Consider the following 12,356-nt stretch of genomic DNA (forward strand, 5'->3'; position numbering starts at 1 on the left):
TGCTGGCTAGGACGCGGACAACGCGTCGGCACCGGCAACGATTTCGGAAAGCTCCTGCGTAATTTCAGCCTGACGGGCAGTGTTGCGCAGACGCGTGTACTTCTTGATGAGATCCGTCGCGTTGTCGCCGGCGGACTTCATCGCACGCTGGCGGGCTGCGAGCTCGGAAGCTGCTGCCTGCAACATGGCGGCGAAGATACGTGATTCGATGTAGCGCGGCAGCAGGGCATCGAGAACCTGCTCCGTTTCCGGCTCGAATTCGTAGAGGGGCAGCAGGTCCGATTCGGACGCGGCTTTCTCTTCGACAACCTCGAGCGGCAGCAGACGGACGACCGTCGGCTCCTGGGTCACCATCGACTTGAAGCGGGTGTAGACGACGTGGATTTCGTCGACGCCGCCCTCTTCGTAGGCGGTAGCGAATTCGGCCAGCAGTGCTTCACTGACTTCGCGGGCGGTCGCAAACTCCGGTGCATCCGTGTTGCCGGTCCATACGCGGGCGTATTCACGGTTCCGGAAGTCGAAGTAAGCCTGCGCCTTGCGGCCGACCAGGAACGTCTTGACTTCCTTGCCTTCCCCGTGGAGCAGCTCATTGAGGCCTTCGGCCTGCTTGAGGACACTCGCCGAGTAAGATCCGGCGAGGCCACGGTCCGAGGTGATGACCAGGACGGCGGCCCGGCGGATCTGCGCCGGCTCGGTGACCAGCGGGTGGTCGATTTCGCTCTGGCTTGCGACAGCAGAAACGGCACGCGTGATCGCGTTCGCGTAAGGCAGTGAAGCTGCTACGCGTGCGCGGGCCTTGCCGATGCGCGAGGTAGCGATCAGTTCCATCGCCTTGAAGATCTTGCGCATCGACGTCGTCGAGCTGATCTTCTGGCGGTAGACCCGGATCTGGGCTCCCATACTTATCCTTTCCTAAGATCCCGATGGCCGGGACTGCCGGAACCCGTGCGGGTCCCGGCAGTCCCTGCCAGCGAAACTAGCGCTTCTGCTTGACGATTTTTTCCTGGTCGACCTGATCCTCGCCGATGGGGGCGTGCTCCTCGTGCCCCGCACCGACCAGGAGGTTGTCTCCCTCGCCGAAGAAGCCCTTCTTGAAGTCCACGATTGCGGTCTTCAGTGCTTCAGCGGTGTCATCGTCCATGACGTTGGTCTGGGCCAGCGTCGTCAGGATGGAGGACTTGTGCTTGAGGTGCTCCAGGAACTCGGTCTCGAAGCGGTTGATGTCTTCAACCGGAACCTCGTCCAGGTGGCCGTTGGTGCCGGCCCAGATGGAGACGACCTGGTTCTCGACCGGGAACGGCGAGTACTGGCCCTGCTTGAGCAGTTCCATCAGGCGTGCACCGCGGGTCAGCTGCTGGCGCGATGCGGCGTCCAGGTCCGAGGCAAACATAGCGAAGGCCTGCATGTCGCGGTACTGGGCCAGTTCCAGCTTCAAGGTACCGGAGACCTTCTTCATGGACTTGACCTGGGCGGCGCCACCAACACGGGAGACGGACACGCCGACGTCGACAGCGGGACGCTGGTTGGCGTTGAAGAGGTCCGACTGCAGGAAGATCTGGCCATCGGTGATGGAGATCACGTTGGTCGGGATGTAGGCGGAAACGTCGTTCGCCTTGGTCTCGATCAGCGGCAGACCGGTCATCGAGCCTGCACCGAGCTCATCGGAGAGCTTGGCACAACGCTCCAGCAGACGGGAGTGCAAGTAGAAGACGTCGCCCGGGTAGGCTTCGCGTCCCGGCGGGCGGCGGAGCAGCAGCGACACTGCACGGTAGGCCTCGGCCTGCTTGGACAGGTCATCGAACACGATGAGGACGTGCTTGCCGCCATACATCCAGTGCTGGCCGATGGCCGAGCCGGCGTACGGTGCCAGGTACTTGAAGCCTGCGGGGTCGGACGCCGGGGAAGCCACGATCGTGGTGTATTCCAGGGCGCCGTTGTCCTCGAGGGTCTGGCGGACGGCTGCGATCGTGGATGCCTTCTGGCCGATCGCCACGTAGATGCAGCGCACCTGCTTCTTCACGTCACCGGAAGCCCAGTTGGCCTTCTGGTTGATGATCGTGTCGATGGCAATGGCGGACTTGCCGGTCTGGCGGTCACCGATGATCAGCTGGCGCTGGCCGCGGCCGATCGGGATCATGGCGTCGATAGCCTTGAGCCCGGTCTGCATCGGCTCGTGGACCGACTTACGCTGGGTCACGCCGGGTGCCTGGAGTTCCAGGGCACGGGTGGTCTCGGCCTTGATCTCGCCGAGGTCATCGATGGGCTGGCCCAGCGGGTCAACCACGCGGCCGAGGAAGGCGTCGCCAACCGGAACGGACAGAACCTGCCCGGTGCGGTGGACTTCCTGGCCTTCTTCGATTCCGGTGAAGTCACCGAGGATGATGACGCCGATCTCGCGGACGTCGAGGTTCTGGGCCAGGCCCAGCGTGCCGTCTTCGAAGCGAAGCAGCTCGTTCGCCATGACCGAGGGAAGGCCCTCAACACGGGCGATGCCGTCACCTGCGGTTGTTACACGGCCGACCTCTACGCGCTCTGCGTTTCCGGGTTCGTAGGACGCCGCGAACTCGTTCAACGCATTACGGACGTCGTCGGCGTTGATGGTCAATTCGGCCATCTGCAGTCCCTGCTCTCCTGTTTTCGTGATCATCGTTGCTCACGATGACCGGGGTTTCTTGTCGTTAGGTTGTGCTTGTCCGGCTAGCCGGCAAGCTGACGCTGGAGCTGGCCCAGGCGGCCGGCGACCGAAGCGTCAACCACTTCGTCACCTACCTGGATCCGGATGCCACCGATCAGTGCCGGGTCAACGTTCATGTTGATCTTGAGCTCGCGCCCGTAAAGGGCGTTCAGCCCCGCCTGCAGGCGGCTGATCTGCGTCTCCGTCAGCGGACGGGTGACGTCGACCGTTGCAATCCAGCGCTGCTGGCGCTTGGCTGCAAGTTCGGCGAAACGGCGGACCAGCCTGGTGACCTTAAGTCCGCGCGGAGCCGTGACGGCCTGCCCGATCAGGACTTTCGCTTCCTCGCTCGCACCGGGTACGAGCTTGTCGGCGAGGGACACCTTGGCGGCCGGGCTGGCCTGCGGCTCGGACAGAGCACGCTGGACCTCGTGGCTGGACTCGACGGCCTGGTTGAAGGCGAACAGATCGTTCTCCAGCGATTCCAGTCCGGTGAGCCCGGAGGCAGAGACGGCCGACTTGTTCTCGGCAACAGCGATGACCACCGAAGCGGCAAGAGTCTCGAGTGCATCGCCGATATCCCGTGCCGATGCCCAGCGGGAGCTGGCCAGTCCGGCTGCGATTTCGACAGCCTCAGCGGAGACTTTCCCGCTGAAGAGCTGCTTGACCAGCGCCGACTTTTCGTCACCGCTGCGGGACGGGTCAGTCAAAGCACGGCGCAAGCCGGCCGAACTGTCCACAGTTCCCAGGATTCCGAAGAGTTCCTTTGCCAACTGCAGCGACGCGGTGGGAAGCTTGGCCTCCAGTGCCGCCAGCGCAGCGGCCAGCGATTCGCTCGATACACCTGCCATTACTTAGCTACACCCGCGTTCTGGTTCTCCAGATCTGCCAGGAAGCGGTCCACCACTCGGGCCGACCGTGCATCGTCGCTCAGTGCCTCGCCGACGATGCGGCTCGCCAGCGTCGTGGCCAGCGTGCCGACCTCCGCGCGGAGCGACACGACGGCCGCCTGGCGCTCGGATTCGATCTGCGTGTGGGCCTGCGCGGTGATGCGGGCAGACTCGGCAGCCGCCTTCTCCTTCAGCTCTGCAAGGATCTGGGCGCCTTCGGCGCGTGCTTCCTCGCGGATGCGGTTGGCTTCGGTGCGGGCTTCCGTGAGCTGCGCCTTGTACTCTTCGAGTGCTGCGGAGGCCTCGGCCTGGGCCTTTTCGGCCTTGGCGATACCACCCTCGATGGCTTCGGCCCGCTCCGCGAAGGTCTTCTCGAACATCGGGACAACGTACTTGACCACGATGAACATGAGGAGAGCAAAGCCGGCGAAGACGACAAGCATTTCCCAAGGATTGGGAACGAGGGGGTTAGTACCGCCTTCGGTGGCGGCTGAGATGATCGCTTGATTCATATTTCACCCGTCCTTATCTACTCGGTTCTGGATGTTCGGTTGTTCTGTTTACTTGAGAACGAACGCGAAGACCAGGCCAAGGATGGCGAGGGCTTCAGTCAGCGCGAGGCCGAGGAATGCGATCGGCTGCAGGACGCGCTGGGCTTCCGGCTGACGTGCTACACCGTTGATGTACGCGGCGAACACGAGACCCACACCGATACCACCGCCGATGGCGGAGAGGCCGTAGCCGATGAGGTTGAGGGAGCCGTTGATGGAGCCTTCCATTTTTCTTCCTTTCAAGATGCCACCCATGTGGCAGGTTGTTTGGGTTGCTTCATCCCCGTGAGGGGAAGACTATGTTGTGCCGGCTGGGGTTGTGCCTTCTGGCGTTTGCGCCTGAAGGCCTTCGCCTAGTGGCTGTCGGCGTGCAGCGCGCCTTCGATGTAGATCGCGGTCAGCAGCGTGAAGACGTAGGCCTGCAGCACCATGATCAGCGCTTCGAGCATGTACATGGCGATCGCACCGCCAAGGACGAGTACGGACGCGCCCTTGAGGAGGACGTTTTCCTGCATCACGAGGTATTCGATGCCCGCACCGGAGATCATGATGATGAGGTGGCCGGCCAGCATGGTGGCGAACAGACGGAGGCTGTGCGTGACCGGACGGACCAGGAAGTTGGAGATGATCTCGATCGGTACGACGATCGGGAGAATGTAGAACGGCACGCCGGACGGAACCGTGGCGAGCTTGAAGTACCGCACGCCGCTCTTCCTGACGCCGACGGCGATCCAGGTGACGTACACGATCGCTGCGAGCACGTAGGCCCCGCCGACGTGCGAGAAGGTCGGAAGCTGGATCAGCGGGATTGCACCGTAGATGTTGTTCACGAGGATGAAGAAGAAAAGCGTGAACAGCAGGGGGACATACTTCATGAAGTCCCGGCCGCCGATAATGTCCTTGGCGATGCTGTTGCGGACGAAGCTATAGGCAGCCTCGCCAGCGAACTGCAGCTTGCCGGGGACGAGCTGCTGCTTCCGTGCAGCGATCACAAAGAATGTACCGATAATGACGACCGACAGGATTACCAGCAGCATCTGCTTGGAAAAACCGTCGGCAGCACCCCAGGGGATGATAGCCGGCAGGTGAAGTTCTTCAATTCCAGGAGGCGTGAAGGTTCCTGAATCTTGGGCCGGGAGCGCAAGCGCGATCAACGCGTTTCCTCTCTGCAGTGTCCATCATTGGGCGTTGGGCGGGGACCGGCGACATTGGTGCCCGCCTCTCCCCCTGTGAAATTATTTGGCATTACTGTTCCTCGTCCTGGGACGGGCCACGTGCAGCAGTGCCGTCATCAGCTGAAGTTCTGTTACTGGTGAGGCCGTGCATATGAGAAAGATAGAACCCTCCCGCAGCTCCAAGCAGAGCGCCTGCGAGCACAATCCAGCGGGTTCCCCACAGATTATCCAGTCCCCACCCTATCAAACTCCAGACGATGATTCCGCCAACAATGTAGCTGAAGACGGCGATTCCGGCGTTGTATCCGCCGTCGCTTCCGTCGGCCGATACACCGGGGGCACCGGGCGTAGTTTTGGGTGATTTGGCTGGCTGGTTTTCTGGTCCGGTACGTCGTCCGGTAACTGGCCTGCGGCCGGATTTGCGGCTAAACATCGGTGCCGCCTTTTCGCGTTTCGGGATCGTTGTAAATCTGGAGCCTGGCCTTGCTAAAACCGTAAATTTCGGCTGCCTGCCAGAACACGACGGTGACGACGGCGCCGATCAGGAACCAGCGGCCATGCAGCCATGCCGGGGCACCGATGACGAAGAGGACCACGGCGAAGCCGACAACCTTGACGAAGTACGTCGCGACGAACAGCCCGATCGCTCCGGAGGGGTTGTTGCGGCCGACGAAGTGGCCCACCGCGAGGCTGATGGCGAAGAAGGCCATCACCAGCGCGCCCCCGAACAGGGCGGACCAGAAACCCACGGCGCCGTTAAAGATGAAGGCGGCTGCGCCGGTCAACACCAGGGCTGCGGCGGAGGCCGCGGAACTCATCGCCAGCAGCCTGAGCCACAGGGACTTTGTGGGGCCGGAGACGCCAACGGGTCCGTTGCCGGAAGCGGGTTCCGGTTCGGCGTTGGAGGTCATCAGATCCCAATCGTCGCTGGCGTATTGCTGGTCAAGGCAGGCGGCGAAGTACCGCCCCTGAATTCTACATTAGATAGAAATTATTCGGAAAAGCGCGTCGGAGCGGGTTCCCCGGGCATGCCGGTCAAGCTATTCGGGAGTGCCGGCCATCTGCCGCGGACCGCGCTGGCGCAGGTACGGCCACGCCGTCGCCACGGCCATGATTGCCGCGGCGGCCAGATCGACGGCGAGGACTATGTGCCAGGGGAAGATCGCGAAGGCGAGGCCGCCGAAGGCCAGGATGCAGGTCCACAGGTACATCAGCACAACGGCGCCGCGGTGCGAGTATCCGATGTCCAGGAGTTTGTGGTGCAGGTGTCCGCGGTCCGCCGACCACGGCGACCGGCCCAGCGCCGTCCGCCGCACCACCGCCAGGCACAGGTCCAGCAGCGGCAGGAACAGCACCGCGAACGGCAACAGGATGGGGATGATCGTGGGGATGCCGTTGGCCCGGTCGTAGAGGCCGGAGCTGATCTGGCCGGTCGAGACGACGCCGGCCGAGGCCATCAGCAGGCCAATCAGCATGGCGCCGGAATCGCCCATGAAGATCTTGGAGGGGAACCAGTTGTGCGGCAGGAAACCGACGCAGCTGCCGACCACGACGGCGGTCAGCAGGGTGGCGAGGTCCGAACGGTCCAGCAGGACGGCCGTGCGGTGGACCCAGTAGGCGGTGAGGAAGAACGCCGCTCCGCCGATGATCGCCACGCCCGCGGCGAGCCCGTCCAGTCCGTCGATGAAATTGAACGCATTCATGGTGGTGACGATCAGCCCGGCCGTCAGCACAATGCTCACGGCCTCGTTCTGGATCACGATCGGCTCGGGGATGAACGGGATGATCGTCATCCGGACCCCCCAGGTGGCCACGACCAGTGCCGCGGCGCTTTGGCCGATCAGCTTGACCCACCACCTCAGATCCAGCAGGTCGTCCGCCACGCCGACAACGACGATCACAGCGGCCCCGGCCAGGATTCCCCAGGGAGCCGTGTTGTTCCGGAAGATGTCCTTGACGAAGAACGAATTGCTCGCCGTGACCAGGGCAACCAGCACGCCCGCGAAGATGCCGAGGCCGCCGAGCCGGGAGATCGGGGTGGAATGCATGTCGCGGCTGCGGATCGGGGAATACAGCTCCAGCTTGTTGCCCGCGAGCCGGGCACCCCATGTCGCCGCGTAGGTCACGATCGCTGCCGTCAGCATCATGAGCAGGTACATGATCACGGGACGACCACCAGCCGAACACCGTGCGTACCGTCAGCACCGTCAGCACAGGCACCGCACGCCGGCACGTCCCGCAGCACCGGACGCGCCGGTGAGCTGCGGAAATGGGGTGGATTCGATTGCGGTGGAACTGTCTTTCGAAAAATGAAACTTCTCCGTCGCCGTGCGCAGGGCAGGCAGTGCGTAGTGCCTGACAGGGCTGTATTACAGTGGACTCTAGTCAAGATACTAATGCCAACGGCCACCTGTCTTCGCGTCACACGGCCCTCTGCCGGCGGGAAAACCACTGACGGTCGTGCTGAAAGGACCCCGCGATGACCCCCTCGGTTGCAGTCGCTGCCGTGACGTTTGACCGTCCCAGGGAGCTGGCGGTCCTGATGGACGCCATCAACAACCAGACCGCTCCAGTGCAGTCCATTTGCCTCGTCGACAGTGGCACAGTGCCGTCGAAGGACGTGGCCGGCCAGCACGCCAACGTGGACTATGTCCGGTCCGAGGCAAACCTTGGCGGCGCCGGCGGATTCTCGTTGGCCATCCTCAAGGCCGTGGCCAGCGGGGCTGACTGGATCTGGATGATGGACGACGACGCCGAACCGGCGGATCCCGACTGCCTTGCCACGTTGCTCCGTGAGGCCCAGGAACGTGACCTGGACGCCGTCGTGCCCCTCGTGGTGGCCCCCGGCCACCCGGACCAGCTGTCCTTTTTCTTCCGGCTGGGCGGCAAGGTCACGCATGAGCGCGCGGAGGTGGAAAAGGTCGGCTTCCTGCCCGACGACGGGCACTTCTTCAACGGCGCCCTGATCCGTTCCGATGTCTTCTTCAAAGTCGGCCTGCCGGACATGCGCCTTTTCATCCGCGGCGACGAGGTGGATTTCACGCTCAGGCTCAGGAAGGCCGGGATCCGCTTCGGCACGGTGACCACCGCCGCCATCACGCACCCGCACGCCTTCGCTGAAACCAAGCACGTCTTCGGTGCGCGCTGGCACGTGATCGTTCCGGATTCCGCCTTCAAGCGCTACTTCTACTACCGGAACCGCGGGTACATGATCCGCCGCCACTTCCGGGTCAAGTCCTTCATCGCGGATGTGGGCGGCTACCTCGGCTACTTCCTGCGCAGCGGCGACTTCCGCGGGCTCGCTGACTGGTTCCGCGCCTTTTCCGCCGGGCTCCGCGGCAAAGGCTTCGGCCCGCTGGAGGACCAGAAGTTCTGACGCGCTCCCCGGCTGGCAGCCCCGCCGGCAGCCTAGGGCTGCCGGCGCAGGCGCCGGCGGAGCAGCAGGCCCAGCAGCACCCAGGGTTCGCCGAACACCCGGTAGGCCACCCGCTGCGGGTGGAGCATGAGCCGCCAGGCCCACTCCAGCCCGAGCCGGCCGATCCAGCGCGGCGCCAGTTTCTGCACACCGGCAATCTGTTCGATGGCGCCGCCGACGGTGCAGTAGACCGCAGGCGGAAGTGCGGCAAGCCGGCGGGCCATGACCTGCTCCTGCAGCGGCATCCCGAGGCCCAGCAGCACAAGCTGCGGGCGCAGCCGGTTCAGCCATTCGACCGCGGCTTCCTCAACTTCCTTGTTCCAGCCTTCGCCGGGCATGCCGTCGACCCGCGCCCCGGGGACGATTTCGCGCAGCTTGGCCACGGCGCCGGCGTTGGCCACGGCACCCGCACCGATGACCGCAATGCGCTCCAGTCCCGCGACCTTGCCGAGCGCGGGAATCCAGTCGGTCGACCCCAGCCGGTAGTCCATCACCGGATCCCTGCCGTCGTCCTCGTCGCCGGTCTTCGCCCAGAGCCAGAGCACCGGTGCGCCGTCGATCAGGACCACGTCGCTGCGCTCGTAGAACGAGCGGAAGGCAGGATCGGAGTGCAACAGCGTCACGCTGTGCAGGTTGTGCCCCACCACTATCCGGGTCTGGCCCTCGGCCATGAAGGTGCTGAGGACCGCGGTCAGCTCGGACACCGTCACGGGGGTCGCTTCGACGTCGAGGAAAGGGACGCGCTGGCGCTCCAGCGTCATGCGGAACCGGGCTCCGGCGCAGCGTCGCCCGCCGCAGCGGCGGGCTCTGCAGCGGGCTCCGGAGCATCCGCAGAATCGGGGGCGTTCCCGTCGATGTCCAGGACGCCGGGCACCACGCCGCGCAGGCGTTCGAGGCTGATGGCTCCCTGCCGGACGACGCGCAAGGGCAGCGCCGTCGCGTCGATGATGGTCGAGGCGAGGGCCTCGGCGCCGTCGGCGGGCCGGGGTCCGCCCTCCAGGTAAACCTCCACGGATTCCGCCAGCTGGGCTTCCGCGTCCGCGGCGGTCTGCGCCGCTGCGTGCCCGGTGCGGTTCGCGGAGGACACCGCGAGGGGTCCGGTAAGTGTCAGCAGGTCCTGTGCGATCTCGTCCGCCGGGATCCGCAGGGCGACCGTGCCCTTGGTGTCGCCGAGATCCCAGTCCAAAGACGGCTGGGCATGCAGGATCAGGGTCAGGCCGCCGGGCCAGAACGCCTCGGCCAGCCGCCGCGCCTCAGCCGGAACGTCCGTGGCCAGGCCATCGAGGGCGTTCAGCCTCGGGATCAGCACGGGCGGCGGCATCTTCCGGCTCCTGCCCTTGGACGCGAGCAGCAGGGTCACGGCAAGGGGGGAAAAGGCGTCGGCGGCAATGCCATAGACCGTGTCCGTGGGAAAGACCACGCACTTGTTCTCCCGGATGGCCCGTTGGGCGTGCTCAAGTCCCGCAGCGCGCTGTTCGGCCGCCGTGCAATCGTAGCTAGTCGTCACTGGCCTATTCTTTCATCACATGTCACACGATTTTTCGCAGGCGCCGGCCCAGACGGTGCCAGGACGGCGCTGGTGGCGCGGTCCTTGCCGTTGAGGTCACGGTGCGTTGTCACCTCGGCGAACACCCCGGTGCGGTTGAGCATCGCGGCGATCCATTCCGATTGGACCTCGGCGTGCTCCATCACGAAGTAGCCGCCGGGGACCAGCAGTCGGGCAGCCGAGGCTGCCGCCGCCGTCGGAAGCTCCATCCCGTCCGCTCCCCCGCCGTAGAGCGCCTCGGGCGGGTCGTGCAGCGCCACTTCGGGTTCGTTCGGGATTGCTTCGGCGGGGATGTAGGGCGGGTTGGAGACGACGACGTCGAACGTGCCGTTGTGTTCGGCCAGCGCGTCGCGCAGGTCGCCGCGGAGCAAGTGCACGCCCAGGGGAGCCAGGTTTTTCGCCGCCCACGCGTGCGCGAATTCGCTGTACTCGACTGCGTGGACTTCCGCGCCGGGAACCTCATGGGCGATCGAGCCTGCAATGGCACCGGACCCGGTGCCCAGGTCCACGACCTTGGGGTGCGCCAGGCCGTGCAGCCGGTTCCTGTCGCTGAGCCAGTCCAGCACCAGCTGCACCACGGATTCGGTCTCCGGCCGCGGGATGAACACGCCTGGACCGACGGCGAGTTCGAGGTAGCGGAAGTGCGCCACGCCCGTGATGTGCTGCAGCGGGATCCGCTGCGCCCGTTCGGCGACGAGGTCGGCGTAGCCTTCCGGCGCCGGCGAGTCCCCGAGCATCAGCGCGCGCAGCCTGCCCAGTCCGACGCCGAGCAGGTGCTCGGCCAGGAGCTCGGCGTCCACGCGCGGGCTGGGCACGCCGGCCGCCGCGAGGACCGCCGTCGCCTCGCTGACGGCCTCCGCGAGGCTCGGACCATCACCTGCAGTCATCACCAGTGACCCGCGCCTATTCGCCGATGGCGTCGAGCCGGGACTGCTCGTCCAATTCGATGGCCGACTGGATCACCGGTTCCAGGTCGCCGTTCATGACCTGGTCCAGGTTGTAGGCCTTGTAGCCGGTGCGGTGGTCCGCGATCCGGTTTTCCGGGTAGTTATAGGTACGGATGCGCTCGGAGCGGTCCATGGTGCGGATCTGCGACTTGCGCTGCGCCGAGTTTTCGGCGTCGATCAGCTCCTGCTGGTGCGCCAGGATGCGGGCGCGCAGCACGCGCATGCCGGCCTCACGGTTCTGCAGCTGCGACTTTTCGTTCTGCATGGCGACGACGATTCCGGTGGGAAGGTGCGTGATGCGCACGGCGGAGTCGGTGGTGTTGACCGACTGCCCGCCGGGACCGGAGGAGCGGTAGACGTCGATCTTGAGATCGTTCTGGTTGATCTCGAGCTCTTCGGGCTCGTCCACTTCGGGCAGCACCAGCACGCCGGCGGCCGAGGTGTGGATGCGGCCCTGGGATTCGGTGACGGGGACACGCTGAACCCGGTGCACGCCGCCTTCGAACTTGAGCCGGGCGTACACACCTTCTGCCGGATCGTTAGAGCTGCCCTTGACGGCCATCTGGACGTCCTTGTACCCGCCGAGGTCCGATTCGGTGGCAGAGATGATCTCGGTCTTCCAGCCGCGGGATTCCGCGTAACGGCTGTACATCCGCAGCAGGTCCGCGGCGAACAGGGCAGCCTCGTCGCCGCCTTCGCCGCCCTTGACCTCGAGGATCACGTTGCGGGAGTCGTCAGGGTCGCGCGGGATCAGCAGCCGGCGCAGCTTGGCCGCCGCCAGCTCCAGCGCGGCCTCCAGCTCGGGCACCTCCGCCGCAAACTCGGGGTCCTCGTCCGCCATTTCCTTGGCAGCGGCCAGGTCATCGCGGATGCCTTCCCAGCGGTGGTAGGCCTCCACAATGCCGTTCAACTGGGCAGAACGCCGCCCCAGCTTCCGGGCCAGCCGCTGGTCAGCGTAGACAGCAGGATCCCCCAGCTGAGCCTGGATAGAGTCGTGCTCATCCAACAGGCCCTGTACGGACTCAAACATTTTCAAACCTCTTTCGACTCTCTCAAGTCTAGTTACTGCAACGCGGGGTCACTTACCGCCCATTCCAACGGCTCTGATGGGCCGTAGGTGACCCCGCGTTGCTCCGGCCAGGGGGTAGTGAGTTAAAC

General features: G+C 64.9%; 13 protein-coding genes. 1 reads left to right on the plus strand and 12 read right to left on the minus strand.

Translation table 11 applies throughout. From position 1 onward, the window contains the following. Positions 1-6 precede the first annotated feature (6 nt). From B5X90_RS15165 to B5X90_RS15205, 8 genes are all read right to left on the minus strand, one after another. On the minus strand, positions 7-900 hold the full coding sequence (locus B5X90_RS15165; RefSeq protein WP_018775709.1) for a F0F1 ATP synthase subunit gamma: 894 nt from the start codon (positions 898-900) through the stop codon (positions 7-9). A gap of 76 nt (positions 901-976) precedes the next feature. Further along, positions 977-2,614 (minus strand): F0F1 ATP synthase subunit alpha, encoded by a 1,638-nt coding sequence (gene atpA / locus B5X90_RS15170; protein ID WP_026266817.1) that lies wholly within the window; start codon positions 2,612-2,614, stop codon positions 977-979. An 83-nt stretch (positions 2,615-2,697) separates the two neighbouring features. After that, complete coding sequence (locus B5X90_RS15175; protein ID WP_079554460.1) at positions 2,698-3,525, minus strand: F0F1 ATP synthase subunit delta; 828 nt, start codon at positions 3,523-3,525, stop codon at positions 2,698-2,700. Further along, on the minus strand, positions 3,525-4,076 hold the full coding sequence (locus tag B5X90_RS15180) for a F0F1 ATP synthase subunit B (RefSeq protein ID WP_018775706.1): 552 nt from the start codon (positions 4,074-4,076) through the stop codon (positions 3,525-3,527). The genes B5X90_RS15175 and B5X90_RS15180 overlap by 1 nt, the downstream gene beginning before the upstream one ends. 48 nt (positions 4,077-4,124) lie before the next feature. After that, complete coding sequence (gene atpE, locus B5X90_RS15185) at positions 4,125-4,343, minus strand: ATP synthase F0 subunit C (RefSeq protein ID WP_003804776.1); 219 nt, start codon at positions 4,341-4,343, stop codon at positions 4,125-4,127. A 125-nt stretch (positions 4,344-4,468) separates the two neighbouring features. Beyond that, on the minus strand, positions 4,469-5,269 hold the full coding sequence (gene atpB / locus B5X90_RS15190; protein WP_079554462.1) for a F0F1 ATP synthase subunit A: 801 nt from the start codon (positions 5,267-5,269) through the stop codon (positions 4,469-4,471). Positions 5,270-5,715: 446 nt separating this feature from the next. Continuing rightward, positions 5,716-6,201 (minus strand): hypothetical protein, encoded by a 486-nt coding sequence (locus B5X90_RS15200; protein ID WP_079554466.1) that lies wholly within the window; start codon positions 6,199-6,201, stop codon positions 5,716-5,718. Positions 6,202-6,330: 129 nt separating this feature from the next. Continuing rightward, positions 6,331-7,455: an MraY family glycosyltransferase gene (locus tag B5X90_RS15205; RefSeq protein ID WP_079554468.1), complete on the minus strand. Its 1,125-nt coding sequence runs from the start codon at positions 7,453-7,455 to the stop codon at positions 6,331-6,333. Between the two features lie 314 nt (positions 7,456-7,769). Between B5X90_RS15205 and B5X90_RS15210 the strand changes: the two genes are divergently transcribed. Beyond that, on the plus strand, positions 7,770-8,666 hold the full coding sequence (locus B5X90_RS15210; RefSeq protein WP_079554470.1) for a glycosyltransferase: 897 nt from the start codon (positions 7,770-7,772) through the stop codon (positions 8,664-8,666). Between the two features lie 32 nt (positions 8,667-8,698). Here B5X90_RS15210 and B5X90_RS15215 read toward each other — a convergent pair whose 3' ends face one another. From B5X90_RS15215 to prfA, 4 genes are read right to left on the minus strand one after another with little or no spacing between them, the layout of a single operon-like run. Further along, positions 8,699-9,466, minus strand: a complete 768-nt coding sequence (locus B5X90_RS15215; protein ID WP_079554472.1) for a WecB/TagA/CpsF family glycosyltransferase — start codon at positions 9,464-9,466, stop codon at positions 8,699-8,701. Beyond that, complete coding sequence (locus B5X90_RS15220; RefSeq protein WP_079554474.1) at positions 9,463-10,212, minus strand: L-threonylcarbamoyladenylate synthase; 750 nt, start codon at positions 10,210-10,212, stop codon at positions 9,463-9,465. The genes B5X90_RS15215 and B5X90_RS15220 overlap by 4 nt, the downstream gene beginning before the upstream one ends. Next, positions 10,209-11,138, minus strand: coding sequence for a peptide chain release factor N(5)-glutamine methyltransferase (prmC, locus tag B5X90_RS15225; protein WP_079554476.1), 930 nt, complete (start codon positions 11,136-11,138; stop codon positions 10,209-10,211). Before prmC ends, B5X90_RS15220 begins: the two co-directional genes overlap by 4 nt. Positions 11,139-11,154: 16 nt before the next feature. Further along, positions 11,155-12,228, minus strand: a complete 1,074-nt coding sequence (gene prfA / locus B5X90_RS15230) for a peptide chain release factor 1 (protein ID WP_079554478.1) — start codon at positions 12,226-12,228, stop codon at positions 11,155-11,157. Positions 12,229-12,356 lie beyond the last annotated feature (128 nt).

This window comes from Arthrobacter sp. 49Tsu3.1M3, from assembly GCF_900168135.1.
In the GTDB taxonomy this organism is placed as follows: Bacteria; Actinomycetota; Actinomycetes; order Actinomycetales; family Micrococcaceae; genus Arthrobacter.